Here is a 25,798-nt window from a genome sequence, read left to right as displayed (position 1 = left end):
CATGACAGCCACCGCCCCGCGCCTCGGCTCCTCGCCGGTCCGGCTGCTGCTGGCCGCGGCCGTGCTCGTCGGCACGCTCTTCGGCGCGCTGCTGGCGACCGCGAGCCCCGCGGCGGCACATGCCGCCCTGACCGGGAGCAATCCGAAGGACGGGGCGGTGGTCGCCACCGCCCCCAAGGACGTCGCGCTCACCTTCTCCGAGCAGGTCGCGATGGACGACGACTCGATCCGGGTTCTCGAACCGAGCGGCAAGCGCGCCGACAAGGCCAAGATCCGCAACCTGTCCGGCGGCGGCAAGGTCGGCTACGGCGTCGATCTGCTGCCGGGGCTGCCCGACGGCACGTACACCGTGGCGTGGCGGGCCGTTTCGGCCGACAGTCATCCGATCGCCGGCGCGTTCACGTTCTCGATCGGAGCGCCGTCGAAGACCGAGGTCGCGCTGCCCGACCAGGAGGCCGGCGGAGGTGTGGTCGGCGTCCTGTACGACATCGCGCGCTATGTGGCGTACGCCGGTTTCGTACTCCTGGCGGGCGGAGCCGCCTTCGTGCTCTTCTGCTGGCAGCGCGGCGCTTCGGCACGGCCACTGCAACGCCTCGTCGTCCAGGGCTGGGTGGCGCTCACCGCCGCCACCTTCGCGATGCTGCTGCTGCGCACCCCGTACACGGGATCCGGAAAGCTCGCGGACGCCTTCGACCTCGGCGGGCTGCAGAACGTCCTGGAGACCAAGACCGGTGCCGCGCTCGTCTCCAGACTGCTGCTGCTCGGAGCGGCCGCGCTGTTCATCGCCGTGCTGTTCGGGGCGTACGCCAAGCGGGAGGACGAGGGCGAGAAGAAGGACCTCACCTTCGGTCTGGCCGTCGGCGGCATCGTCGTCGCCGCCGGGGTCGCCGGAACCTGGGCCCTGTCGGAGCACGCGTCGACCGGCATCCAGCCGGGTCTCGCGATGCCCGTCGACGTACTGCATCTGCTGGCCGTGGCGGGCTGGCTCGGCGGCCTCGCCGCGCTGCTGACCGCGCTCTTCCGCGTGCCGTCGCTGGAACCGTCGGCGGTACGGCGGTTCTCCACCATGGCCTTCGCAAGCGTCTGCGTGCTGGTGGCGACCGGGATCTACCAGTCGTGGCGGCAGGTCGGCTCCTGGTCGGCGCTGACGGACACGGCGTACGGGCAGCTGCTGCTGGTCAAGGTCGGGCTGGTGGTCGTCATGGTCGCCGTCGCACGGATGTCGCGGCGGTGGACGGCACAGCTTGCGGAGACGGCGAAGGAGAAGGCGGAGGCCGAGGGCGCGACCGAGGACGAGACCGAGGACGTAGAAGAGCCGGTCACCGTTCCCGAAACCGAGTCCGAGAGCGAGGCCGCAGCAGAGGGCGTGGATCCGGAGCGGTCCGCTCAACTCGCCCGCCAGCAGGCCGCGGTGGCCACCGCGCAGAAGAAGAAGGCCAGGGACGCCGATCCCGTACGGTCCGGACTGCGCCGTTCCGTACTGGCCGAGGCGGGCGTCGCGGTGGTCGTGCTCGCCGTGACCACCGTGCTGACCTCCACCGAACCCGGCCGTACGGAAGAGGAAGCCGCCAAGGCCGGCGGCACCGTCCAGGGCGCACCGGCCGCACCCGCGGGACCCGTCGAGATCAAGCTCCCCTTCGACACCGGCGGCCAGAACGGCAAGGGCACGGCCCGGCTCACTCTCGACCCGGCCGCTCCCGGCGGCAACGAAATGCACGTCTGGCTCGACCGGCCGGACGGAAAGCCGATGGACGTGCCCGAGCTGAAGGTCTCCTTCACGCTCAAGGCCAAGCAGATCGGCCCGCTGCCGATCACTCCGGACCGGGTCGTCGCCGGGCACTGGAGCGCGGATGCGGTCCAGATCCCGATGCCCGGCGACTGGCAGGTCCAGGTGACCGTGCGGAGCTCCGAAATCGACCAGACGACCGTCGACAAGAACATCAAGATCGGCTGACACGGCTATGCACGACCAAGAGATCTCCAGGCGACGGCTGCTCGGCACCGTGGGCGCGGCCGGCGCGGCCGGTCTCGCGCTCGGTGCGGCGGGCGGAGCCGTCGCGCACGCCGCCGCGACCGGCGACGCCCCGACCGCGCTGGCCGAGGTCGGCTCGACCGAACTCGCCTTCCACGGCACGCACCAGGCGGGCATCACCACGCCCTTGCAGGCCCGCGGCCATCTGATCGCCTTCGATCTCACGGCGGGCGCGGGCCGCACGGAGGCCGCCGCGCTGCTGCGCCGCTGGTCGGCGCTGGCGGGCGAGCTGATGGCGGGCCGGCCGGCTGCCGACGGAGACACCGGCGTCGCGCTGGACGCCGGACCGTCTTCGCTGACCGTCACGTTCGGCTTCGGCCGCACCTTTTTCGACCGTACGGGTCTGGTGACTCAGCGGCCGCCGGGGCTGGATCCGCTGCCCGCGTTCTCCTCCGACCAGCTGGATCCGAAGCGCTCGAACGGCGATCTGTGGGTGCAGATCGGGGCCGACGACGCGCTGGTCGCCTTCCACGCGCTGCGCGCGATCCAGAAGGCCGCGGGGGAAGCGGCGCGGGTGCGCTGGCAGATGAACGGCTTCAACCGTTCGCCGGGAGCCACCGGCAAGCCGATGACCGCGCGCAATCTGATGGGCCAGGTCGACGGCACGCGCAATCCGAAGCCGCCCGAGCCCGACTTCGACCGGCGGATCTTCGTGCCGTCGGGTACGAAGTACGACTGGCTGGCCGGCGGCTCGTACGCCGTCGTACGCCGCATCCGGATGCTGCTGGACGACTGGGAGAAGCTTCCGCTGAGCAAGCAGGAAGCGGTCATCGGACGGCGCAAGTCCGACGGCGCCCCGCTCACCGGCGGCACCGAGACGACCGAGCTCGCGCTCGACGAGACGGGCCCGGACGGAAAGCTGGTCATCCCGGACAACGCCCATGCCCGGATCTCCGCGCCGGAGCAGAACGGCGGAGCGGCGATGCTGCGCCGGCCGTTCTCCTTCCACGACGGGATCGGCGCGGACGGGACGCCGGACGCGGGGCTGCTCTTCGTCTGCTGGCAGGCCGATCCGCTGCGCGGCTTCGTGCCGGTGCAGCGCAAGCTGGACCGCGGCGACGCGCTGTCGGCGTTCATCCGCCACGAAGCGAGCGGCCTGTTCGCGGTGCCGGGCGGGCCGAAGGACGGCGAGTACGTGGGACAGCGGCTCCTGGAGTCGTGAAACCCGGCAGCCAGGCGGGACAACGGCTTCTCGAGTCGGGAAACCCGGCAGCCCATTAGGGTGACGGTATGTCGGCCACGCGCTACACCTATCTCGGTCCCGAGGGCACCTTCACCGAAGCGGCCCTGCGGACGCTGCCCGAAGCCGCCACCCGGGAGCTCGTCCCGATGGTGTCCGTGCCGGCGGCGCTCGATGCCGTACGCAACGGTGACGCCGCGGCCGCTCTCGTGCCGATCGAGAACTCCGTCGAGGGCGGTGTCACCGCGACCCTCGACGAACTGGCCTCCGGCGAGCCGCTGATGATCTACCGCGAGGTGCTGCTGCCGATCGCCTTCGCGCTGCTGGTGCGGCCCGGCACCAAGCTGTCCGAGGTGAAGACGGTGACCGGCCATCCGGTCGCCCAGCCCCAGGTTCGGAACTGGCTGCGGGCGAATCTGCCGGACGCGCTGTGGGAGTCGGCCGCGTCGAACGCGGACGGCGCGCGGCTGGTGCAGGAGGGCCGGTACGACGCGGCCTTCGCGGGCGAGTTCGCGGCGGCGACCTACGGCCTCGTGCCGCTGGTGACCGACATCCACGACGCTGAGAACGCGGAGACCCGTTTTGTCCTGGTGGGCAGGCCCGCCAGGCCCGCGGCGCCGACCGGCGCGGACAAGACGTCGGTGGTCATCTGGCTCGGCGACGACCACCCCGGTGCGCTGCTCGAACTGCTGCAGGAATTCGCGGTGCGCGGGGTCAACCTGATGCTGATCCAGTCCCGGCCGACGGGCGCCGGGATCGGGAACTACTGCTTCGCCGTGGATGCCGAGGGCCATATCGCCGACCGGCGGGTGGGCGAGGCGCTGATGGGCCTGAAGCGGATCTGCCCGAATGTGCGTTTCCTCGGTTCGTATCCGCGTGCGGGTGTGGCGGTGGAGGACGTACGGAAGCTGCGCGCCGGGACGTCCGACGCGGAGTTCACGGCGGCCTCCGACTGGCTGGCGCGCTGCCAGGACGGCCGCGCCTGACGCGTGGCGCTCGCACCCCTGACCGCTCCCGAGCCCGCCCCCGTACAGCTGCGCCCATGGCCACCCCTGCGGCCACCCATCGCCGCGCCCTGAACCGTTACGGGCTCGGCCACAGCTCCGCCATCGTTCTCGCCGGTCCTACCTGCACATTTTTCGTTGTCCACAGAACTTATCCACAGGCACGGTTCTCGACCTGGGGACAAGTCGACAAGACGAACAGACACAGTCGACAAATCGGCCCACTAGCCCCAGTTCCATCCACAGGACGACAGGTCACCCGTGTCATCTCGATGTCACCTCCATTTCATTGATCAACTCTTTGGAGCGAGGAATTCCCACCCGAATGAGTGTGTGGGGTGGGTTTGGGCCGGGAATCTCTCGACTCGCGCACAGCTTTGAAAATGATCACTTCCGCGATCCACAGACTGCTCACACAGCCTGTGGATAACCTTGCGGAGCGTCACATCCCTGTGGACAACGCCAGCTCAAGTCCCCGGGCGCGCAAGGGGAGCGGGTCAATTCCGGCCCCGCCCGGATGCCCCGTTTCAGCGAAAAGCGGTGCGTTTATTGACGCTTGCCCCGGTGGAATACCGGCGCCTTTCCAAATTCCGGCAATTCAGACATAAGGCACGCGGTGCAATAACGGATTGAGAGGGCCCGAGTCCGCACCGGTAACCTGGTGGGGTGATTGACCTTCGCCTGCTCCGTGAGGACCCCGACCGTGTTCGCGCCTCCCAGCGCGCCCGTGGAGAGGACGTCGCCCTCGTCGACGCCCTGCTCTCCGCCGATGAGCGGCGCAGGTCGTCCGGCATCCGCTTCGATGAGCTGCGCTCCGAGCAGAAGTCGCTCGGCAAGCTCATCCCCAAGGCCTCTCCGGAAGAGCGCGCCGAGCTGCTGAAGCGGGCCGAGCAGTTGAAGGCCGATGTCAAGGCGGCCGACGCCGCGCAGGACGAGGCCGACGACGAGACCAGGCGACTGCTCCTCCAGCTCGGGAACATCGTCCATGAGGACGTCCCGGTCGGCGGCGAGGAGGACTTCGTCGTCCTCGAGACGCACGGCACCATCCGCGACTTCGGCGCCGAGGGCTTCGAGCCCAAGGACCACCTGGAGCTCGGCGAGGCGCTGGGCGCGATCGACGTCGAGCGCGGCGCCAAGGTGTCGGGCTCGCGCTTCTACTACCTGACGGGCGTCGGCGCGCTGCTGGAGCTCGCGCTGGTGAACGCCGCGATCGCGCAGGCCACCGAGGCCGGCTTCATCCCGATGCTGACCCCGGCGCTGGTTCGTCCGCGCGCCATGGAGGGCACCGGCTTCCTCGGCCAGGCCTCGGAGAACGTGTACCACCTGGAGAAGGACGACTACTACCTGGTCGGCACCTCCGAGGTCCCGCTCGCCGCGTACCACATGGACGAGATCATCGACGCGGACAAGCTGCCGCTGCGATACGCCGGGTTCTCGCCGTGCTTCCGCCGCGAGGCCGGGACATACGGCAAGGACACCCGCGGCATCTTCCGGGTGCACCAGTTCGACAAGGTCGAGATGTTCTCGTACGTCGCCCCCGAGGACGCGGCGGCCGAGCACAAGCGGCTGCTGGACTGGGAGAAGCAGTGGCTGACCGGTCTTGAACTGCCCTTCCAGGTCATCGACGTCGCGACCGGCGACCTCGGTGCGTCCGCCTCGCGCAAGTACGACTGCGAGGCGTGGATCCCGACCCAGGGCAAGTACCGCGAGCTGACCTCGGCGTCGAACTGCGACGGCTTCCAGGCGCGCCGCCTGCAGATCCGGATGCGCGACGGCAAGAAGGTGCAGCCGCTGTCGACGCTGAACGGCACGCTGTGCGCCGTCCCGCGGACGATCGTGGCCATCCTGGAGAACCACCAGCTGCCCGACGGCTCGGTGCGGGTGCCCGAGGTGCTCCGTCCCTACCTCGGCGGCCGTGAGGTACTGGAGCCGGTCGCCAAGTGAGCTCCGCCCCGTTCCCGTACCGCCTGATCGCGACGGACCTCGACGGCACGCTGCTGCGCTCCGACGAGACCGTCTCACAGCGCACCCGCGACGCGCTCGCCGCGGCCACCGCGGCGGGTGCCGCGCACATCATCGTCACCGGCCGTTCGGTGCCGTGGACCCGGCACATCCTGGACGACCTCGGGTACAAGGGCCTCGCGGTCTGCGGCCAGGGCGCGCAGGTCTATGACGCCGGGGCGCGGCGGTTGCTGACGTCGGTGACGCTGGACCGGCAGCTGGCCGGGCTCGCGCTGTCCAAGATAGAGGCGGAGATAGGCCCGCTGGCGCTGGCCGCGAGCCGCGACGGACTCGACGGCGAGGTGCTGGTCGGCCCCGGCTACCGGGTGCAGGAAGGACCGCTGCCGACGCTGGCCTTCGAGGACCCGGCGGAACTGTGGTCGGCGCCGCTGAACAAGATGTACATCCAGCACCCCGGGCTGGACGACGACGCCCTGGCCAAGGTGGCCAGGGCGACGGTCGGCAGTCTGGTGGACGTGGTGATGGCGGGCGCGGGGATAGTGGAGATCCTGCCGCTCGGCCTGACGAAGGCGACAGGCCTCTCGGTTGCGGCGCGGCGCCTGGGTGTGAAGTCGGCGCAGACGATCGCGTTCGGCGACATGCCGAACGACATTCCGATGTTCGCCTGGTCGGCGCACGGAGTGGCGATGGCCAACGCGCATGACGAACTGAAGGCCGTGGCGCAGGAGATCACGGCCTCGAACGAGGACGACGGCATCGCGGTGGTCCTGGAGCAGTTGATGCCCTAGGGCGTTGATGGCCTGGTTCTGGGCCTCGTTGTGGGCCTCGTTGTGGGCGGCCTCGTAATGGGCAGACGTTCCGCCGGGCGGGACGGGTGGGCACAAACGTCCCAGCCCGCCGGGAGGGGGCGGCCCGCGCTCTCGCGCGCTCGAAGCGGCCGCCCCCGGGCAACTGCTCGCGGGCGGCTCCGCGGAGTGTCGGTGGCTACTCCGCTGCCTGCCCGGCGCTGCCCTGCTGGGAGCTCGACGGACTCGTACTCTCGGTCATCGCCGCGCTCCACTCCCGGTCGGTGGCATCGGTCGCACTGTTGTGCGCCGACCTCAACCACTGTGCCCGGGCGGGCGGTTCGGGGCCACTGATTATCCGTACGGGTCCCGCGTCAGCTCCGTACGACATCGAAGTTGAAGGTGTACGTGCCGAGTGCGCCGGCCACTCCCATGAACAGCAGCGCGAGATGCTCCTGGCCGCGGGCGGTGTGAATCCCGCCGAGGTCGAGCTGTGTCTCCTCCGCCCAGCCGAGATCCCGCAGCAGGTCCGCGACCTGCGCCTTGGCCCCGGCGTCGGCCCCGGAGAGAAACACCGTGCCGGGCCGGGAGAGCCGCTGCGGTGCGGCCATCACGTTGGCGTCCATGGTGCAGAGGGTCTTGACGACTCTGGTGGCGGGAAGTGCCTGCTGGATCTGTTCGCCGATGCTGGAGTTGGGATGCGCGAGCTCCATGGTCTCGGTCAGCCCGACGGCGATGTCGAGGAGCACCCTGCCGTCGAGCCGCGCCGCGAGAGGCCGGAGCAGGGCGAGCGATTCGGTGCCTGGCGTGGCGTTGACGACGATGTCGCCGTGGGCCGCGGCGTCGTCGAGCGTGCCGACGGGAAAGCCGAGGTCCTTCCTGCTGTCCGGTTCGCGCGAGCCGAACACGATGTGATGGCCGGCGGCGGCTGCTCCCGCGGCGACCGCTCGGGCGACATGTCCGGTTCCGAAAACTCCGATGTTGGTCATGTGCCCGACGTTAGGCGCGCCGGCGGACCCAAGGGATCGGTCGATGGGACGAGGCCGGGTCCGGGAATGGGCCTAGTCCTGCAGGAGGGCGGAAAAGGTCAACCCCTGTCCTTTGGACAGGGGTTGACCTTGAAACCCGCGCGGGAACCTTCCGGCCCACTCCTCGCCGGCTACTCCTCGCCGACCTACTCCTCGCCGGCTACTCCTCGCCGACCTACTCCTCGCCGGCCAGCTTCAGCACCCGCAGCTTCTGGCCCGCGTACCACGTCGCCGCCACCGTGACTCCGGCCAGCAGCGTCACCGCCAGCGGCAGGCCCACGTCCGAGCCGATCAGCCCTTCGCCGGCGATCTTCTCCGCGAGCGAGAGTGCCCACTGCTGGACGCTCAGCGTGCGCGCTCCGGGCACGAGGCTGCCGAACAGCGTCTCCCAGACCAGTGCGTAGACGAGGCCGATCACGACCGCGTGCCGGCTGACCGTGCCGAGCAGCAGGAACAGCGCGGCGTAGGCGATCGACGCGACCAGTGCGGCCACCGTGTATGCCATCGCGACCTGCTGGCCGTTGCCGTTCAGGATGAATCCGGCGATCAGCGTCGGAATCGCGGAGAACGCCATGGTCACGGCGATCGCCACGATCAGTTTGGTGAAGATGATCGTCGGCCGCGTCACGGGCTTGGCCAGCAGATAGACGATCGAACCGTCGTCGATCTCGGGCCCGATCGCTCCGGTGCCCGCGATCACGCCGATCAGCGGCACCATCGTGGCGATGGCGAATCCGCCGAGTACGTCCGCGGCGACCTGGTCGTCCACGCCGTTGAAGCTCCGTACCGCCACGGCGATGACCAGCAGCAGCGCGGGCAGGACGAACAGGATCGCGGCCCGGCGCCTGCCGAGCACGGCCCGATAGGTGAGCCGGGCGACTGTGGGGTTGTACATGACGTCACAGCTCCTTTCAGGCCGCTACGAGGTAGGAGAAGACCGACTCGAGGGACTCGTCCGAGGGCGAGACCGTCAGGAGGCGGATGGATTGCTCGCGGGCGACCCGCGGCAGCAGCTGGGTGAACCGGCCGAAGTCGACGGCCTGGATGCGCAGTGCGCCTTCGGTCAGGTCGACCTCGATGCCCGCCGTCGACGGGTCGGCGATCAGGGCAGCGGCGAGCGCCCGGTCGTCGCTGGAGCGCACCAGGTAGCGGTGCGGCCGGTCCGTCATCAGCCTGCGGATCTTACGGAAGTCACCGGAGGCGGCATGCCGTCCGGCCACGATCACCTCGATGTGCGAGGCGAGTTGCTCGACCTCCTCCAGGATGTGCGAGGAGAACAGGACGGTGCGGCCCTCCGCGCCCATCCGCCGCAGCAGATCCATCAGCTGCATGCGCTGACGCGGGTCCATGCCGTTGAAGGGCTCGTCGAGCAGCAGCACGGACGGCTCGTGGACCAGGGCCGAGGCCATCTTCACGCGCTGGCGCATGCCCTTGCTGTACGTCGAGATCTTGCGGTCCTGCGCGTACTCCATCTCGACCGTGGCGAGCGCCTTCTGGGCCTCCGCCTTGCCGAGGCCGTGCAGTTCGGCGTTGGCGACGACAAATTCGCGGCCGGTGAGGAAGTCGTACATCGCCTCCCGCTCCGGCACGATCCCGATCTGCCGGTAGACGGATTCGTTCCGCCAGATCGCGTGTCCGTCGAGCGTCACGCTTCCCGTCGACGGGGCGAGGAAACCGCCCATCATGTTGATGAGCGTGGACTTCCCGGCGCCGTTGGGGCCGAGCAGTCCGGTGACGCCCGGGCCGATCGTCATGGTCACGTCGTTGACGGCCACGACATTTCCGAACCACCGCGAGGTGTGTTCGATGTTGATGGTTGTCACAGCCCGACCTTCCGGTAGCGGCGCATGAGGACGGCGTACGAGCCGGCCACCAGCGCGAGGACCACGAGCAGATAGACCACGCCCGCGCCCGCTCCGGGGCCCGCCTCACCCGGGAAGGCGGAGGTGGCGCCGAGGAAGGCGGTCTGTACGCCGTCGATGAGCGTGACCGGCGAGAACAGGCCGAGCCACTTGATCGCGCCGGGCGAGTCGGTCTCCCAGGCGATCGCCTGGACGGTGGAGACGGCGCCGTAGGTGATGGTCAGCGTGGCGATCACGGCGGCGACGCCGAACCCGCGCCGCGGCGTGAGCGCCGCCATCACCAGGCCGAGGCCGCCGAAGAGCACGGACAGCAGCGCCACGGAGACCATTCCCTGCGCAAAGCCCTTCGTCTGGTCGGTGAAGTCCATCTTGGCCAGCAGCGAGCCGATGTACAGGATGACCAGCGGCGCGGCGGTGAGGACGAACAGTGCCGAGGCCATCGCCCCGTACTTGGCCAGGACGTAGTCGATCCGCTCGATGGGCCGCGAGAAGTACAGCGGCACTGTCTTGAAGCGCAGATCGCGCGAGACGGACTGCGGGGCCTGCGCGGCCAGGAAGAGTCCGATGACCGCCTGCGTGACGATCGCGTAGCGCGTGTAGTCGAGCGGGAGGTCGGTGAGCTTGGTGGTGATGGCGACCGCGACGATGATCGCCGCGGGCAGGCACATCACCGCGAAGAGGATCATCGGCAGCACCTTGGACTTGGCGGAGCGGCCGAGCCCATAGGCGCCACGCAGCGACTGCGAGTAGAGCGAAAGGCGCGCGTAGGCGCGGCCGAGCCGCGGTCCGTCGTAGTTCCGGTAGCCGATGTTGTGGATACGGGTGGTCTCGGGGACCGCCCCAGGGGTCTGCGTGCTCATCGGGCCTGCACCTCCATCGCTTGATCCGCTGCCTCCGGGCGGAAGACCTCCGCGATGTGGTGGCGCCGCTGTTCCATCCGTACGAGTCCGAGGCCGAGCTCGGCGACGGTGTCGCGCACGATGTCGTACGTCTCGTCGCCGGTCGCCTCGACGAGCAGGATGTGACCGGCTCCGGGCAGTCCGTCTTCCACGCCCGCGTGCAGCGTGATCCCGGCGGCGGCGAGCGCCTTGCGGACCGCCGCGGTGCCGTCGGGGTGCAGGTCGGTGTCGGTGACCTCGACCGCGAGAGTCGCGGTCTTCTGGGTGAAGTCGCTGGTGGAGCTGGAGCGCAGCAGCGCGCCGCCGTCGATGACGACGACATGGTCACAGGTGCGCTCGAGTTCGCCGAGGAGATGCGAGGTGACCAGGACCGAGATCCCGAAGTCCGTCCAGATGCGGCGGATCAGGCCGAGCATCTCGTCGCGGCCGACCGGGTCCAGGCCGTTGGTCGGCTCGTCCAGGAGGACCAGCTTCGGGTCGTGGACGAGGGCCTGCGCGAGTTTCACCCGCTGTTTCATGCCGGTCGAGTAGCCGCCGATGGGGCGGTACCGCTCCTCGTAGAGGCCGACATGCCGCAGGGTGTCCGCGGTGCGCTCGCGGGCGGCCGTCGGCGGCAGCCCGGACATGCGCGCCATATGGACGACGAACTCGGTGGCCGAGACGTCGGGCGGCAGGCAGTCGTGCTCGGGCATGTAGCCCACCGCTTCACGGATGGCGCCGCCGCTGGTGGCGACGTCGAGGCCGAGCACTGCGGCCCGGCCTTCCGTGGCGGGGGACAGACCCAGCAGGATCTTGATCAACGTGGACTTGCCGGCTCCGTTGGCGCCCACCAGGCCGGTCACACCGGGTCCGATGTCCAACGAGAGCCGGTCAAGAGCGGTCACCCTCGGGAACCGCTTGCTCAGGCTTTCGGTCGCGATCACAGTCACGGTTCGACCGTAGTGGCGCAGGACACAGCGGGCGTCAGCCTGGGCGGCTGGATCCGTGTCCGACTCGAGAGGTACGGACCCGTAGGGGGCAGCGACTTAAGTAGACAACGCGATGGACCTGAGTTGTCCACAGGTCGTGCACGCCCCTTGACGCCGCCGCCGGTCATTGTCACATTCATCAGTGTCAAGTTACGGATACGTACCGCTCATGGAGCGAGGTGGCATGACCTCAGCAGTGGCAAGCGAACTGACCGCGGAACTGCGGGGGTTCCGGGAAGTGCAGCGCCTCGCGTACGAGTGCGCGGAGGCGGTCGCGGCGCAGCTCAAGCCCGGTGTGACGGAGCGGGGCGCGGCCCGGATGCAGCGTGAGTGGCTGCGCGAACGGGGTGTGCGCGACTGGTTCCACCTGCCGTTCGCCTGGTTCGGGGACCGCACCGCCTTCGCCGGCTTCCGGATACCGCTGCAGTTCTTCCCGACCAACCGCGCCCTCGAGGCGGGCATGCCCTTCATCCTCGACATGGCCCCTGTGTACAAGGGCTACACCGCGGACGTCGGGTACTCGGGCTGCCTCGGCCCGAGCCCCGTCCACAGCAAGCTGCTCGCCGATCTGGAGGCACACCGCGAGCTGATCCTCCGCGAGGTGCGGGAGCGGCGTTCGCTCCGCGAGATCTACGAGGACGTGGACCGGCTGATGGTCCGCCAGGGGTATGCCAACCGGCATCGCGCGTATCCCTTCGGCGTGATCGCCCACAAGATCGACCGGGTGAAGGAGCGGCGCTGGTCGCCGCATCTCTTCGGGTTCGGCACGCAGTCGCTGAAGGGCCTTGCCGGCGACGCGGTGCACGGTCACCGGGACGGCTGGTCGCCGCTGTGGAGCCCGTACAAGTTCTCCGACCACCCGCCGCGGCCGGGGCTGTGGGCGGTCGAGCCGCATCTCGGATTCCGGGGTACGGGCGCGAAGTTCGAGGAGATCCTGGTGGTCACCGACTCCAAGGATCCCGAGCAGAGCGCGTTCTGGCTGGACGACGATCTGCCGCATGTGCGGCGCTGGGCGGAAGATCGATGAGGAGGACGGCGTGAGTCTTGACGGGGCGCGGGAGCGCTGGGTCCGTACGGGCGGGATCGAGCTGTGCGTCGCCGAGCTCGGCGACCCGGAGCAGCCGACCGTGGTGCTGGTGCACGGCTATCCGGACAGCAAGGAGGTCTGGTCCGAGGTCGCAGCGCGGCTGGCCGACCGCTTCCATGTGGTGTTGTACGACGTCCGGGGCCACGGCCGCTCGTCCGCGCCGAAGCCGCTGCGCGGCGGTTTCACACTGGAGAAGCTGACGGACGACTTCCTGGCGGTCGCGGACGCGGTGAGCCCGGACAGGCCGGTGCATCTGGTCGGCCACGACTGGGGCTCGGTGCAGGCCTGGGAGTTCTCGACGGTGGAGCGCACCGAGGGCCGCCTCGCTTCCTTCACCTCGATGTCCGGCCCGTCCCTGGACCACTTCGGGCACTGGATCAAGAAGCGGATGACCCGGCCGACGCCGCGCAGGGTCGGCCAGCTCCTCGGCCAGGGCGCCAAGTCCTGGTACGTGTACCTGCTGCATACGCCGGTGCTGCCCGAACTCGCCTGGCGCGGGCCGCTGGGCAAGCGCTGGCCGAAGATCCTGGAGCGGCTGGAGAAGGTGCCCGGCGGCGACTATCCGACCTCCTCGCTCCCGCAGGACGCGGCACACGGCGCATGGCTCTACCGCGACAACGTCCGCGCCCGGCTGCGCCGCCCGCGATCCGATGCGTACGCGCACGTGCCGGTGCAGCTGATCACGCCGACCGGCGACGCCTTTCTCTCCGAGCGACTCTATGACGAACTGGGGACGTGGGCACCGCAGTTGACCCGCCGCTCGCTGCCGGCCAAGCACTGGGTGCCGCGTACCAGGCCCGACCAGTTGGCGTCCTGGATCGGCGAGTTCGTCCTGGCTCACGACGACGAGGCGGCCGGCGCCGGAGCACTCCAGGCCGTGGCCCGGGGGCCGTACGCGGAGCGGTTCGGCGGGCAGCTCGTCCTGGTGACGGGCGCGGCCAGCGGCATCGGACGGGCCACGGCCTTCGCGTTCGCCGAGGCGGGCGCGCGGATCGTGGCGGTGGACCGGGACGCGGAGGGCGCGGCCAGGACGGCGGAGATGTCCCGGCTGATCGGCTCGCCCGACGCCTGGGCCGAGACGGTGGACGTGAGCGACGAGCAGGCGATGGAGAAGCTCGCCGAGAAAGTCGCCACCGAGTACGGCATCGTGGACGTCCTGGTCAACAACGCCGGAATCGGGCTGTCCGGTTCCTTCCTCCAGACGAGCGCCGAGGACTGGCGGAAGGTCCTCGACGTGAACCTGTGGGGAGTCATCCACGGCTGCCGGCTCTTCGGCAGGCAGATGGCCGAGCGCGGCCAGGGCGGCCATATCGTCAACACCGCGTCGGCGGCCGCCTATCTGCCCTCCAAGGTGCTGCCCGCGTACAGCACCTCCAAGGCCGCGGTGCTGATGCTCAGCGAATGCCTGCGGGCGGAGCTGGCGGACCAGGGGATCGGGGTGTCGGCGATCTGCCCCGGCCTGGTGAACACCAACATCACGTCCACCGCGCGTTTCGCCGGGGTCGACGAGGCGGAGGAGAAGCGGCGGCAGCAGAAGTCCGCCCGGCTGTACGGTCTGCGCAATTTTCCGCCGGAGAAGGTCGCCGATGCGATCCTGCGCGCCGTGGTGAAGAACCAGGCGGTGGTTCCGGTGACGCCTGAGGCCAGGGGCGCGCTGCTGATGTCCCGCTTCACGCCCAGGACGCTGCGCAGGCTCGCCCGGATGGAGCCGCCGCTGTGAGCGACCACTACGAGATCTCGCCGCGCAGGGTCTCGTTCGACTGGCACGGCACCCCGCTGCACTGGATACCGGGCGAGCCGACCGCCACGCATGTCATCAACGTGCTGCACCTGCTGCTGCCCGCCGGGGAGCGGTGGTTCGTCAAGGTCTTCAAGGAGGCCCTGCCGCTGGTACGCGACCCGGAGCTGCTCAAGGACGTCAAGGGCTTCATGGGCCAGGAGGCCACGCACAGCGTTCAGCATGCGTACGTCCTGGATCATCTGGCCGAGCAGCGGCTGGACACGGAGGCGTACACCCGGCACGTCGACTTCCTCTTCGAGAAGGTCCTCGGCGAGCAGCCGCCGTTCGGCGCCCCGGTACCGGCCGAGGAGTGGCTGCGCTTCCGGCTCTCCGTGATCGCCGCGATCGAGCAGTTCACGGCGGTCCTGGGGAACTGGGTGCTGCACGCCGAGGGGCTGGACCGGGCAGGATCCGACGAGGTCATGCTGGATCTGCTGCGCTGGCACGGCGCGGAGGAGGTCGAGCACCGGGCGGTGGCCTTCGACATGTACCAGCACTGCGGCGGCACGGGCCTGCCGCGCTATGCCCGCCGCATCGAAGGCATGGCGGTCACCGCGCCCGTGCTGCTGTGGCTGTGGGCGTGGGGTGCGTCGTATCTGATCCGCCACGACCCGCGGCTCGCCGGACGGCTGCGGTACTCGCTGCGCGAGCACAACAGGGCGGTGGACAAGGGGCTGCTGCCCGGCTGGCGCGAGCTGGGTGCGGCGATACCCCGCTACTTCCGGCGGTCGTACCATCCCTCGCAGGAGGGGTCGCTGCGCAAGGCGGTCGAGTATCTCGCCACGTCGCCCGCGGCCCGTGCGGCGGCGGGAGCGGTGGGTCGTGCCGCCATGGGCAAGTAGGGAGTGATCGTGTTCGCGGAGCCGGCAGTCGAGTATCGCGCCGAGTACCGGATCGAGGATCTGGCGCACCGCAGCGGCGCCACCGTGCGGACGATCCGCGCCTACCAGGACCGTGGACTGCTGCCCAAGCCGGAGCGCCGCGGCCGGGCCAATGTGTACGGCTCCGCCCATCTGGCGAGGCTGCGGCAGATCGCCGATCTGCTCGACCGCGGCTACACGCTGGCCTCGATCAAGGAGCTGCTGGAGGCCTGGGACACCGGCCGGGGGCTCGGCGGCGTGCTGGGTCTCGTCGCCGAGGTGCAGGGACCCTGGACGGACGAGGAGGCGGCCCGGATCACCAGGGACGAGCTGGACGCCAAGTTCGGCGGCAAGCCGGACGACGCGGCGGTCCGGGAGGCGGTGGAGCTCGGCGTGCTGGAGCCGGTTCCCGGTCGGGACGACGAGTTCCTGGTGCCCAGCCCGCAAGAGCTCGCGGTGGCGGCCGAGTTGTACGCGGCCGGGGTGCCGCTTCCGGCAATCTCCGGTCATCTGCGGGAGCTTCGCGGCCAGGTGGAGCACATCGCTTCCAGATTCCTGGAGTTCACGACCGAGCATGTCTTCGCACGCTATCTGGGGCACCGGCCGCCGACGGACGCGGACGCGGCCGAGGCGGCGTCGTTGGTACGGCGGCTGAGACCGCTCGCCCAGCAGACGGTGGACGCCGAACTGGCGCGGGCCATGCGGACGTTCGCGACCCGCCATCTGCAGCAGCATCTGAGCGCGGGCGGCCCGCCGGTGGTCGAGAGCGAGCCTCGTTCGGTGGCACTGCCCGCGGAGACAATTCGGGCGGTGGACGCGCTGGTTGGGACCCAGAACGCGGCGGCTTTCATCGCGGCCGCGGCCGAACGGGAGGTACAGGCCAGGACATTGGACACTCTTGCCTCAAAAGGCGGATATTCACCGCAACTTGATCAAGAGCCGTGAAGCAGGCCTCTGTTGTCCACAGAAGCGCCAATTCCCTTGTGGATAACTACAGTTGGCTGTGGATCAAACCTGTAGAGCAATAATTTTCAGTGGCGCTGACATGCGGCTGACGGGCACGCTGACGACATGAACGAAAGACCCGACGAACGACGCACCGTGAAGGTGTCGAAGTACCTCTCGAAGCATCTGCGGCACCAGCCCGAGCGGATCGGCATCACCCTCGACGAGAACGGCTGGGTGCCGGTCGACGAGCTGATGCGGGCCGCGGCCGCGCACGGCTTCCGGTTCACCCGCGCCGAGCTCGACCATGTTGTCGCCGTCAACGACAAGCGGCGATTCACCATCGACGGCCCGCGCATCCGCGCCAACCAGGGCCACACCGTCGAGGTCGACCTCGGCCTGCCGCCGGCGGAACCGCCCGCGTACCTCTACCACGGCACCGTCGCCGCCAGCCTGGACGCGATCCGGGCCGAGGGGCTGCGGCCGATGAAGCGCCACCATGTCCATCTCTCGCCCGACCGCGAGACCGCGACCCGTGTCGGCGCCAGGCGCGGCCGCCCCGTCGTCCTCTCGGTGGACGCCGGGGCGATGCACCAGGCCGGCCATGTCTTCCGGGTCAGCGCCAACGGCGTCTGGCTCGCCGACGCCGTACCTCCGGAGTTTCTCCGCCTTCCCGGCCAGCAGTCCGGCCAGTAGCCCCCGATCCGGGGCTCAGCCGCCGAGCTGGGCCAGGCCCTCGGTCGCGATCTTCTCGAAGACCGCCTGGTCCGCGGCGAAGTCCGAGTCCGGGATCGGCGCGTGGATCACGATCTCCGTGAAGCCGAGCTCGAAGTGCTTGCCCGCGAAGTCCACAAAGGCGTCGAGCGACTCCAGCGGGGCGCCCCGGTCCGGCGTGAAGCCGGTGAGCAGGATCTTGTCCAGTTCGGCCACGTCCCGGCCGACCTCCGCGCACGCCTTGCCGAGCTTCTCGATCTGCCCGCGGATCGCCTCGCGCGAATCCTCCGGCGTACCCGTCTCGAAGATCTTCGGATCGCCCGTGGTCACCCACGCCTGCCCGTGCTGCGCCGCGAGCTTCAGCCCGCGCGGCCCGGTCGCGGCGACCGCGAACGGCAGCCGCGGACGCTGCACGCAGCCGGGGATGTTGCGCGCCTCCACCGCCGAGTAGAACGTTCCGTCGTACGTCACGGAGTCCTCGGTCAGCAGCCGGTCGAGCAGCGGCACGAACTCGGCGAAGCGGTCGGCCCGTTCGCGCGGCGTCCACGCCTCCTGGCCCAGCACCGTCGCGTCGAAGCCGTTGCCGCCCGCGCCGATGCCCAGCGTGATCCGTCCGCCGGAGATGTCGTCCAGCGAGATCAGGTCCTTGGCGAGCGTGACCGGGTGCCGGAAGTTCGGCGAGGTCACCAGCGTGCCGAGGCGCAGCCGCTCGGTGGCGGCGGCAGCGGCGGTCAGCGTCGGGACAGCGCCGTACCAGGGGCCGTCGCGGAAGGTCCGCCACGACAGGTGGTCATAGGTGTACGCGGTGTGGAAACCGAGCTGCTCGGCTCGGAGCCACTCGTCGCGGCCACCTTCGTGCCAGCGGCGGACAGGGAGGATCACGGTGCTCAAACGCATGCCTTTGAGCGTACGTGTCTCCGGAGGGTTGCCCGTACGCGCCTCAGACCCGCCGGTCGCGTACGCCGCGGGTACCGGCCGTCGACGCGGGCCCGCACGGCCGAGGCGCATCTGCGCCCTCGTGCCGTACGTGCTCTCAGATGTGCGCCCTCCTGCACGCACGTGCACCGTCGTACATGAGAATGGATCTGTGACCTCAGAGACCTCAGCTACCGATCCCCGCCCGCTGCCCGCTGCTCCCCGGCTGATCGCCACCGATCTCGACGGCACCCTGCTGCGCGACGACAAGACCCTGTCGGACCGCACGGTCGCCGCACTCGCCGCCGCCGAGGACGCCGGGATCGAGGTCTTCTTCGTCACCGGCCGGCCCGCCCGCTGGATGGATGTCGTCAGCGACCATGTCCATGGCCACGGTCTGGCGATCTGCGCCAACGGCGCGGCCGTCGTGGATCTGCATGCCGGCGGAGAGCTGCTGGAGGTCCGCGACCTGGAGCGGGAGACCGCCTTCGATGTCGTCCGCGCGCTGCGCGACGCCGCCCCAGGCACTTCTTTCGCCGTCGAGATGACCACCGGCATCCACTACGAGCCGGGCTATCCGCCGTTCCATCTGGACCCGGGCGCGACGGTCGCCACCGCCGAGAAGCTGCTCAACGCGGACGGGCCGGGCTCCGGCGCTCCGGTGATCAAGCTGCTCGCCCACCACCCCGAGCTCACGCCGGACGGCTTCCTCATCCTGGCCCGTACGGCCATCGGCCACCTCGCGTCCGTCACTCGCTCCAGCCCGACAGCCCTGCTGGAGATCAGCGGCCTGGGCGTCAGCAAGGCAAGCACCCTCGCGCTCTGCTGCGCGCACCGCGGCATCTCGGCCGACGAGGTCGTCGCCTTCGGCGACATGCCGAACGACGTGGAGATGCTGACCTGGGCCGGGACCTCGTACGCGATGGGCAACGCCCACCCGGATGTGATCGCCGCGGCCTCCGGGCGGACCGTCGCCAACAACGAGGACGGCGTCGCGGTCGTCATCGAGCAGATACTCCGCGACCTCCCGCGGCGCGAGCACTAGCTCCTGTCTCTTTCGGCCAGGCCCACTTCAAGGTCACAGCGCGACCCCGCGCTCCCGAAGCCAGCCGGCCGGATCCACTCCGGACCCCAGATACGGCGTGAGCCGCACCTCGAAATGCAGGTGCGGCCCGGTCGAGTTGCCCGTGGTGCCCGCCTGCCCGATCGACTGCCCAGTGCGCACCTGCTCGCCCTGGTCGACCGCGACCGAGGCCAGGTGCGCGTACTGCGTGTAGTACCCGCCCGGGTGCTGCACGACGATCTCGATCCCGAACGCCCCGCCGCAGGAGACCGAGAGCACCCGGCCCGCCCCGACCGCGCGCACCGGAGCGCCGATGCCGACTGCGAAGTCCTGTCCGGTGTGCCGGTGCGACCAGCGCTCCCCGGCGCTGTCGAACCCGGCGGACAGCCGGTACTGCTCCACCGGCGTCACCCACTCCGGGCCGGGCCGCGCACCGGTGCCCGGGTCGAGCCGTACAGCGCCCGCGCACGTGCCGGCAGCGACGCTGCGGTCCGCCTCGCCTTGCAACTGCCACTGCGCGGCCTCGAGCTGTGTCTCGATGGCCTGCTTGATCGTGGCCAGCTTCGCCTTGCGCACGTCGAGGTCCTGCCAGGCCGCGCGGGCTCTGCTCTCCGCCGCGGAGAGGCGCTGTTCGGCCTGCCGGACCCGGTCGACCAGCTTGTTGACGGCGGTCTCCGCCTGCCGGACGAGCCGCCGTCCGCGCAACAACTCGTCGGGATCCTTCGCCAGCAGAAGCTGAGCGGTGAACGCGAGCGGGCCGCCGGTGCGGTACTGGGCGCGGGCGACCCCGCCAACGGCGTCGTGGATCGTGCTCAGTTCGACGCGCTGCCGGGCCAGTTGGCCTTGCAACTGCCCCGCCGCGGCGCGCTGCACTTCGGCCGCGCGCCTGCCGCGTTCATAGCCGGCGGTGACCTTCGCCGCGTCCTCGAGCAGCCGCGCCACCGCGGTGCCGGCACTCACATCCGGCCCGTCGGACGCGGTGGCCGCCGGCGCGGTCGCGCCCGTACCGATGAGTGCGCACAGCGCCACCGGGACGAGCAGCAGCCTGTCGCGGTGTCTCAAGCTCATGCCCGGATCGTCACCCGGCGCGGCGGCGAAACCGGGTACCTGTGCGGTGTCGTACGGCCACCTGGCCCAGCATCCGACGCCCGTGGGCCGCCGGGGAGCTGACCGGGCTAGAGGGGCGCCTCCCAGGTCACCGTCGTACCGCCGCCGTCCTCCCCGATGCCCGGGCCGCTGTCGCTCGATCCGCCCAGCGACTCGGCCCGCCGCGCCAGATTGCGCAGCCCGCTGCGCCGGCCGCCTTCCGAAAGGCCCACACCGTCGTCGGCGACCGACAGCCGTACGCCGTCGGAACCGTCCGGAAGCGTCACGGTGGCGTCGACGACGACGTCGATACGGGACGCGTCCGCGTGCCGGAAGGCGTTGGACAGCGCCTCCCGCAGCGCCGCGATCAGGTTCTTTCCGGTGAGCTCGCCGACAACCGAGTCCACCGGCCCGAGGAAGCGGTGCGAGGGCTTGAAACCGAGCGGCACCGCCGCCATGTTGATCTCGCGCAGTACGCGGGTCCGCAGCCCGGACGGGGCCTCGGCCGGTCCCTGCTGGAGCGCGAAGATGGCCGTGCGGATCTCCTGGATCGTGACGTCCAGCTCGTCGACCGCCTTGCCGACGCCGTCCTGGACCGCGGGCACCAGCGATCTGCGCTGCGCGCCCTCCAGCATCATCCCGGTGGCGAACAGCCGCTGGATCACCAGATCGTGCAGATCGCGGGCGATCCGGTCGCGGTCCTCGTACACCGCGAGCCGCTCCCGGTCCCGCTGGGCCTCGGCCATCATCAGCGCCAGCGCCGCCTGCGAGGCGAACTGCGTGGCCAGCGTCCGCTCCGCCTCGCTGAACTTCCGTGCCCCGCGGGCCCGTGGCATGGCAAGCGCACCGAGCACACGTCCGCCGCTGTGCAGCGGAAGGATCATGCTCGGTCCGTACTGTCCGGCCGGCCTGCTGATCATCCGCGGGTCGGTCGCCGCGTCCGCGACGAACACCGGCTCACCGGCCAGCAGTTTCGTCACCACCGCACTCTCCGCGGGGAGGACCAGGCCCAGCGAGGTGGCGGGACGATCGGAGGCCACGGCGACGATCTCCAGCCCCCCGTCCTCCGCGGGCAGCAGCACGATCCCGGCGGCGGAATCGGCCAGCCGGCGGGCCTGTTCGGCGACGACAGCCAGGGCGTCGTCGGCATCGCCGCCGGAGAGCAGCGCGGTGGTGACGGCCACCGAACCGTCGATCCAGCGCTCGCGTTGGCGCGCCGCCTCGTAGAGGCGGGCATTGCCGATGGCGATCCCGGCCTCGGTGGCGAGAACGCGCACCATGTGGAGGTCGTAGTCGTTGAACTCGCCGCCGCCGTGCTTCTCCGTCAGATAGAGATTGCCGAAGATCTCCCCCTGCACGCGGATCGGGACGCCGAGAAAGCTCCGCATCGGCGGGTGACCGGGCGGGAATCCGGCGGAGCGCGGATCGGAGGTCAGGTCGGCGAGGCGGACCGGTGCGGGATCGTGGATCAGCGCACCGAGCAGCCCACGGTGTCCGTCGGGCCGGTGGCCGATGCGCTGCGCCACCTCCTCGTCGGCTCCGTACGTCACGAAGGCGGACAGTCCCGTGCCCTCTTCGTCGACGACGCCGATGGCGGCATAGCGGGCATCGGCCAGTTCCGCCGCGGTCTCGCAGATACGGTCCAGCGTCGAGTGCAGCTCCAAGCCCGTACCGACGGAGCGCATGGCCTCCAGCAGCTGCGGCACGCGCGCGGTGAGCTCGGTGGACAGGCCCTGGAGGCTGCGGGTCGCCGCTGTCGCGGCCTCGATCGGATCTTTCGGAACCTTGGGCTCGGGCACTGTCATGCCGTTGAGACTAATAAGTCCCATTTGGCGACGAAAGTCGGGTCCACCCGCCTCCCAGAAGGCGTCCCCAGCCGGTTACGCGCGCCGGGAGCCGAGCAGATCAGCGGCCCGCTCACGCTCCAGCATCCGGCGCAGCGGACCGTCGGCCACGGCAAGCTCGTCGTACGGACCGCGCTGCACCGGCAGCCCGTCCTCCAGCACGACGATCTCGTCGACGGCCTCAAGTCCCCGCAGCCGGTGGGTGATGAGCAGCGTCGTGCGTCCCTCGGTCGCCGTCAGCAGATCAGCCGTCAGTGCGTCCGCCGTCGCCAGGTCCAGATGTTCGGCGGGCTCGTCGAGCACAAGCACCGGGAAGTCGGCCAGCAGCGCTCGCGCCAGCGCGAGCCGCTGCCGCTGACCGCCGGAGAGCTGGGCGCCGTGCTCGCCGACCAGGGTGTCCATGCCGTCGGGCAGCGTGTCGACCCAGTCCAGGAGCCTCGCCCTGCCCAGCGCGTGCCGAAGTTCGTCCTCCGTCGCGTCGGTACGCGCGAGCCTCAGGTTCTCCCGTACGGAACTGTCGAAGAGGTGCGCGTCCTGCGCGCACAGCCCGACGAACCGCCGGACCGCGTCGCCGTCGAGTGCGGCGGCATTCACGCCGCCGAGCGTGTACGTCCCGTCCCTGGCGTCCAGGAAGCGGAGCAGCACCTGCGCGAGGGTGGTCTTGCCCGAGCCCGACGTCCCGACGACGGCGATGCGCCGGCCGGCGGTGAGCGTGAGGTCGAGACCGTCGAGCGCGTCCCGCTGCTGTCCTGCGTGCCGGGCGCGCAGCCCTCGCACTTCGAGCGGGAACGCGGTCGCGGGCGGGGTCGCCGACTGCTCCGGATCGTGTACGGGAACAGGCGCGTCCAGCACCTCGTACACCCGCTCCGCGCTCCGGCGGACCCGCTGCCGGTACTGCACAGCCAACGGCAGACCGACGACGGCCTCGAAGGCGGCGAGCGGGATGAGCACCACGACCGCGAGCGACACTCCGTCGAGACGCCCGGCCGCCACCGCCTGCACGCCGACGAGCGCGGCGCCGACGACGGTGAGCCCGCAGGCCAGCGCGGAGAGCCCGTAGCCGAGCGCGGCCGCGGCCGCGGTTCGGGAGGCGATCCCGGTCAGCAGCCGGTCGGCCTGGCGGGTCCTGTCGAGGCGGTCCTCCAGCGCGCCGGCGACGGTCAGTTCGGCGGTGCCACGCAGGAGATCGACGACATGGGTGGCCAGCGTCCCGCGCGCAGGCGCGAGTTGACGCTCTGCCCGCCGCGCGACACTCCCGCCGAGCAGCGGCACGGCCACTCCGGCGGCCAACAGTCCGACAGCGAGCACCGCCCCGGCCTCGGGCAGCAGCCAGGCCGTGAACCCGACGGATCCCGCGCCCACGACGACGGCGACGCCCACGGGCAGCAGCCAGCGCAGCCAGTAGTCCTGCAGGGCGTCCACATCGGCGACGAGCCTGGACAACAGGTCACCGCGCCGGCTCTGCCGCAACCCGGCGGGCGCGATCCGCTCCAACCGCCGGTAGACGGCGACCCGCAGTTCGGCGAGCATCCGCAGTACGGCATCGTGCGACACGAGCCGCTCGGCGTACCGGAAGACGGCCCGCCCGATCCCGAAGGCCCGGGTCGCGGTCACGGCCACCATCAGATAGAGCACTGGCGGCTGCTCGGAGGCCCGCGAAATCAGCCACCCGGACACCCCCATGAGCCCAACGGCGGACCCCATCGCGAGGCTCCCCAGCACCAACGCGAGCCAAAAGCGCCCTCGCAACTCCCCTGCGGCCCCGCGCACACGCGAGAGAACCCCTGCCGAGCGCCCACCCACGACCCGATCGGCCCGGACCTCCACGGCCCCGGCCCCGGCACTGGCGCTCTCTGAGGCTCGCTGCCCAGCGACCCCCGCCGCCCCGGCCGCGGTACTGGCGCCTTCTGTGCCTCCGTCGCCAACCACCCCTGCCGCCCTCGCGGGCCGAAACACAACGCCCTCAGCCACGGCACTCGAGACCTCTCGGGCTCCATGCCCAACGACCGCATCCGCCTCGGCGAAGCCGGGCGCACGATCCAGCCCGCCGTCCGGCGAAGCCGACGGCCACGGGATCCCGGAAGCGTCCGGGGAACCCCCGGGTTCCCACGCAAGGGGCGGGTGGGCGGGGACAACACCCACCCCCGAGGGGCGCAGCTCCACCACCCGGTCCGCGACCGCGAGCAGCGCGGGGCGGTGGACCACCAGCACCACCGTCCGGCCCGCGGCCAACCGTCGCACCGCCTCGACGATGCCCGCCTCCGTCTCGCCGTCAAGCGCGGCCGTAGGCTCGTCGAGCAGCAGCACCGGCCGGTCGGCGAGGAACGCCCGTGCCAGGGCGAGCCGTTGCCGCTGGCCGGCCGAGAGACCCGCGCCGTCCTCGCCGAGGACGGTGTCCAGGCCGTGGGGGAGCGCGGCCACAAACTCGTACGCCCCGGCCTCCCGCAGCGCATCCATCACCGCCGCGTCATCCGCATCCCGCCGCGCCAGCCGTACGTTCTCCGCGATCGTCCCGGCGAAGAGATACGGCCGTTGCGGCACCCACGCGATCTGTTCGCGCCACCGCTCCGGCTCGAGCTCGGCCACGTCGACACCCCCGACCCGCACCCGCCCCTCGGCCGGCTCCACAAACCCGAGCAGCACATCGAGCAGCGTCGACTTTCCGACTCCGCTGGGACCGACCACCGCGACCGTCTCGCCGGGTGAAACGACCATGGTGGCCGCCGCCAACGACGGTTCACTGCGCCCGGCATGGCGGACGGTCACCTCGTCGAGCTCAAGCCGCAAGGTGCCGGGCACCGGAGCCGACCCACCGCCGGGCGGCGAGGTCTGAAGGACCTCAAAGATCTCTTCCGCCGCCGAAAGTCCTTCCGCCGCCGCGTGATACTGCGCCCCCACCTGCCGGATCGGCAGATACGCCTCGGGCGCCAGGATCAGAATCACCAGGCCGGTGTACAGATCCAGATCGCCGTGGACCAGCCGCATCCCGATGCCGACGGCCACCAGCGCCACCGACAGCGTCGACAGCAGCTCCAGCGCGAACGACGAGAGAAACGCGATCCGCAGCGTCTTCAGCGTGGCGCGCCGGTACTCAGAAGTGATCGACCGGATCGACTCGGCCTGTGCCTTCGCCCGCCCGAAGACCTTCAGCGTGGGCAGACCGGCGACCACATCCAGAAAGTGCCCCGACAGCCGGGACAGCAGCCGCCACTGCCGGTCCATCCGGGCCTGCGTGGCCCAGCCGATGAGCACCATGAACAGCGGAATCAGCGGCAGGGTCACCACGATGACCGCCGCCGAGACCCAGTCCTCCGTGACGATCCGCGCCAGCACAGCCACCGGCACGACAACCGCAAGCCCCAACTGCGGCAGATAGCGGGAGAAGTAGTCGTCGAGTGCGTCGACACCGCGCGTGGCGAGCGCGACGAGCGAGCCGGTGCGCTGACCGCTCAGCCAAGAAGGCCCGAGTTCCGCGGCCCGTGCCAGCAATCGACCGCGGAGTTCCGACTTGACCGCCGCGCTCGCCCGGTGCGCGGCGAGTTCGGTCAGCCAGGAGACGACGGCCCGGCCGGCCGCGACCGCCGCCAGCAGTGCCAGCGGCGTCGCGAGTCCGGAGGCCGGGAGCTCCTTCTGGAACGCCCCCACGACCACGTCGGCGATCAGCATCGCCTGGGCGACGACCAGCGCTGCCCCGACCAGTCCGAGGAGCACCACGGCGACCAGAAAGCGACGGGTGGCCCGGGCGTACCGGAGCAGACGCGGGTCGATCGGTTTCACGTGAAAC

Annotated in this window: 20 protein-coding genes; 11 read left to right on the top strand and 9 right to left on the bottom strand. The window is 70.6% G+C overall.

All coding sequences use genetic code 11. The features are described 5' to 3' along the window. Position 1: 1 nt before the first annotated feature. The 5 genes from ACH4YL_RS06250 (at position 2) to ACH4YL_RS06230 (ending at position 6,966) form a co-directional block, all read left to right on the top strand. Positions 2-1,954, top strand: a complete 1,953-nt coding sequence (locus tag ACH4YL_RS06250; RefSeq protein WP_398505333.1) for a copper resistance protein CopC — start codon at positions 2-4, stop codon at positions 1,952-1,954. A gap of 7 nt (positions 1,955-1,961) precedes the next feature. After that, positions 1,962-3,194 (top strand): iron uptake transporter deferrochelatase/peroxidase subunit, encoded by a 1,233-nt coding sequence (gene efeB, locus ACH4YL_RS06245; protein ID WP_398505331.1) that lies wholly within the window; start codon positions 1,962-1,964, stop codon positions 3,192-3,194. 68 nt (positions 3,195-3,262) lie between these two features. Next, positions 3,263-4,198 (top strand): prephenate dehydratase, encoded by a 936-nt coding sequence (gene pheA, locus ACH4YL_RS06240; RefSeq protein WP_398505329.1) that lies wholly within the window; start codon positions 3,263-3,265, stop codon positions 4,196-4,198. Between the two features lie 684 nt (positions 4,199-4,882). Then, complete coding sequence (gene serS / locus ACH4YL_RS06235; RefSeq protein WP_398505327.1) at positions 4,883-6,160, top strand: serine--tRNA ligase; 1,278 nt, start codon at positions 4,883-4,885, stop codon at positions 6,158-6,160. Then, positions 6,157-6,966: an HAD family hydrolase gene (locus ACH4YL_RS06230; RefSeq protein WP_398505325.1), complete on the top strand. Its 810-nt coding sequence runs from the start codon at positions 6,157-6,159 to the stop codon at positions 6,964-6,966. Before serS ends, ACH4YL_RS06230 begins: the two co-directional genes overlap by 4 nt. Before the next feature lie 371 nt (positions 6,967-7,337). Here the strand turns inward: ACH4YL_RS06230 and ACH4YL_RS06225 are convergent, their stop codons facing one another. The 5 genes from ACH4YL_RS06225 to ACH4YL_RS06205 form a co-directional block, all read right to left on the bottom strand. Continuing rightward, positions 7,338-7,952, bottom strand: coding sequence for an NADPH-dependent F420 reductase (locus tag ACH4YL_RS06225; RefSeq protein WP_398505323.1), 615 nt, complete (start codon positions 7,950-7,952; stop codon positions 7,338-7,340). A 214-nt stretch (positions 7,953-8,166) separates the two neighbouring features. Next, positions 8,167-8,886, bottom strand: coding sequence for an ABC transporter permease (locus ACH4YL_RS06220; protein ID WP_398505321.1), 720 nt, complete (start codon positions 8,884-8,886; stop codon positions 8,167-8,169). 16 nt (positions 8,887-8,902) lie between these two features. Next, complete coding sequence (locus ACH4YL_RS06215; protein ID WP_398505319.1) at positions 8,903-9,814, bottom strand: ABC transporter ATP-binding protein; 912 nt, start codon at positions 9,812-9,814, stop codon at positions 8,903-8,905. Beyond that, positions 9,811-10,713 (bottom strand): ABC transporter permease, encoded by a 903-nt coding sequence (locus tag ACH4YL_RS06210; protein WP_398505317.1) that lies wholly within the window; start codon positions 10,711-10,713, stop codon positions 9,811-9,813. The genes ACH4YL_RS06215 and ACH4YL_RS06210 overlap by 4 nt, the downstream gene beginning before the upstream one ends. Beyond that, positions 10,710-11,675 carry an ABC transporter ATP-binding protein gene (locus ACH4YL_RS06205; RefSeq protein WP_398505623.1) on the bottom strand — a complete coding sequence of 322 codons (966 nt, stop codon included), beginning with the start codon at positions 11,673-11,675 and terminating at the stop codon, positions 10,710-10,712. The genes ACH4YL_RS06210 and ACH4YL_RS06205 overlap by 4 nt, the downstream gene beginning before the upstream one ends. Positions 11,676-11,904: 229 nt before the next feature. On the opposite strand from ACH4YL_RS06205, the gene ACH4YL_RS06200 reads away from it, so the two are divergent. The 5 genes from ACH4YL_RS06200 (at position 11,905) to ACH4YL_RS06180 (ending at position 17,088) form a co-directional block, all read left to right on the top strand. Beyond that, positions 11,905-12,747, top strand: a complete 843-nt coding sequence (locus tag ACH4YL_RS06200; RefSeq protein ID WP_398505315.1) for a M24 family metallopeptidase — start codon at positions 11,905-11,907, stop codon at positions 12,745-12,747. Between the two features lie 10 nt (positions 12,748-12,757). Further along, positions 12,758-14,527: an SDR family oxidoreductase gene (locus ACH4YL_RS06195; protein ID WP_398505313.1), complete on the top strand. Its 1,770-nt coding sequence runs from the start codon at positions 12,758-12,760 to the stop codon at positions 14,525-14,527. Next, positions 14,524-15,429 carry a metal-dependent hydrolase gene (locus ACH4YL_RS06190; protein ID WP_398505312.1) on the top strand — a complete coding sequence of 302 codons (906 nt, stop codon included), beginning with the start codon at positions 14,524-14,526 and terminating at the stop codon, positions 15,427-15,429. The genes ACH4YL_RS06195 and ACH4YL_RS06190 overlap by 4 nt, the downstream gene beginning before the upstream one ends. Positions 15,430-15,438: 9 nt before the next feature. Then, complete coding sequence (locus ACH4YL_RS06185; RefSeq protein WP_398505310.1) at positions 15,439-16,392, top strand: MerR family transcriptional regulator; 954 nt, start codon at positions 15,439-15,441, stop codon at positions 16,390-16,392. Between the two features lie 126 nt (positions 16,393-16,518). After that, positions 16,519-17,088 carry an RNA 2'-phosphotransferase gene (locus tag ACH4YL_RS06180; RefSeq protein WP_398505308.1) on the top strand — a complete coding sequence of 190 codons (570 nt, stop codon included), beginning with the start codon at positions 16,519-16,521 and terminating at the stop codon, positions 17,086-17,088. A gap of 15 nt (positions 17,089-17,103) precedes the next feature. On the opposite strand, the gene ACH4YL_RS06175 is transcribed toward ACH4YL_RS06180, so the two are convergent. Next, positions 17,104-18,003, bottom strand: coding sequence for an LLM class flavin-dependent oxidoreductase (locus ACH4YL_RS06175; RefSeq protein WP_398505306.1), 900 nt, complete (start codon positions 18,001-18,003; stop codon positions 17,104-17,106). Positions 18,004-18,193: 190 nt separating this feature from the next. On the opposite strand from ACH4YL_RS06175, the gene ACH4YL_RS06170 reads away from it, so the two are divergent. After that, on the top strand, positions 18,194-19,066 hold the full coding sequence (locus ACH4YL_RS06170; protein WP_398505304.1) for a Cof-type HAD-IIB family hydrolase: 873 nt from the start codon (positions 18,194-18,196) through the stop codon (positions 19,064-19,066). A gap of 33 nt (positions 19,067-19,099) precedes the next feature. On the opposite strand, the gene ACH4YL_RS06165 is transcribed toward ACH4YL_RS06170, so the two are convergent. From ACH4YL_RS06165 to cydD, 3 genes are all read right to left on the bottom strand, one after another. Continuing rightward, a complete protein-coding gene (locus tag ACH4YL_RS06165) occupies positions 19,100-20,152 on the bottom strand; it encodes a M23 family metallopeptidase (protein WP_398505302.1) in 1,053 nt (350 codons plus the stop codon). A gap of 107 nt (positions 20,153-20,259) precedes the next feature. Then, positions 20,260-21,969, bottom strand: a complete 1,710-nt coding sequence (locus tag ACH4YL_RS06160; protein ID WP_398505621.1) for a GAF domain-containing sensor histidine kinase — start codon at positions 21,967-21,969, stop codon at positions 20,260-20,262. 81 nt (positions 21,970-22,050) lie between these two features. Further along, positions 22,051-25,791: a thiol reductant ABC exporter subunit CydD gene (cydD, locus tag ACH4YL_RS06155; RefSeq protein ID WP_398505301.1), complete on the bottom strand. Its 3,741-nt coding sequence runs from the start codon at positions 25,789-25,791 to the stop codon at positions 22,051-22,053. Between the last annotated feature and the right edge of the window lie 7 nt (positions 25,792-25,798).

Origin of the sequence: Streptomyces sp. NPDC020681, from assembly GCF_044334895.1 — a bacterium.
Taxonomy (GTDB): domain Bacteria; phylum Actinomycetota; class Actinomycetes; order Streptomycetales; family Streptomycetaceae; genus Streptomyces.
The sequence above is the reverse complement of the archived record's forward strand: the minus strand, read 5'-3'. Positions and strand labels throughout refer to the sequence as shown.

What these genes read in the sequence shown, in the direction of transcription:
- ACH4YL_RS06250 (WP_398505333.1), top strand. Translation starts at nt 2, where the DNA reads ATGACAGCCACCGCCCCGCGCCTCGGCTCCTCGCCGGTCCGGCTGCTG.
- efeB (WP_398505331.1), top strand. Translation starts at nt 1,962, where the DNA reads ATGCACGACCAAGAGATCTCCAGGCGACGGCTGCTCGGCACCGTGGGC.
- pheA (WP_398505329.1), top strand. Translation starts at nt 3,263, where the DNA reads ATGTCGGCCACGCGCTACACCTATCTCGGTCCCGAGGGCACCTTCACC.
- ACH4YL_RS06225 (WP_398505323.1), bottom strand. Translation starts at nt 7,952, where the DNA reads ATGACCAACATCGGAGTTTTCGGAACCGGACATGTCGCCCGAGCGGTC.
- ACH4YL_RS06220 (WP_398505321.1), bottom strand. Translation starts at nt 8,886, where the DNA reads ATGTACAACCCCACAGTCGCCCGGCTCACCTATCGGGCCGTGCTCGGC.
- ACH4YL_RS06210 (WP_398505317.1), bottom strand. Translation starts at nt 10,713, where the DNA reads ATGAGCACGCAGACCCCTGGGGCGGTCCCCGAGACCACCCGTATCCAC.
- ACH4YL_RS06200 (WP_398505315.1), top strand. Translation starts at nt 11,905, where the DNA reads ATGACCTCAGCAGTGGCAAGCGAACTGACCGCGGAACTGCGGGGGTTC.
- ACH4YL_RS06180 (WP_398505308.1), top strand. Translation starts at nt 16,519, where the DNA reads ATGAACGAAAGACCCGACGAACGACGCACCGTGAAGGTGTCGAAGTAC.
- ACH4YL_RS06175 (WP_398505306.1), bottom strand. Translation starts at nt 18,003, where the DNA reads ATGCGTTTGAGCACCGTGATCCTCCCTGTCCGCCGCTGGCACGAAGGT.
- ACH4YL_RS06165 (WP_398505302.1), bottom strand. Translation starts at nt 20,152, where the DNA reads ATGAGCTTGAGACACCGCGACAGGCTGCTGCTCGTCCCGGTGGCGCTG.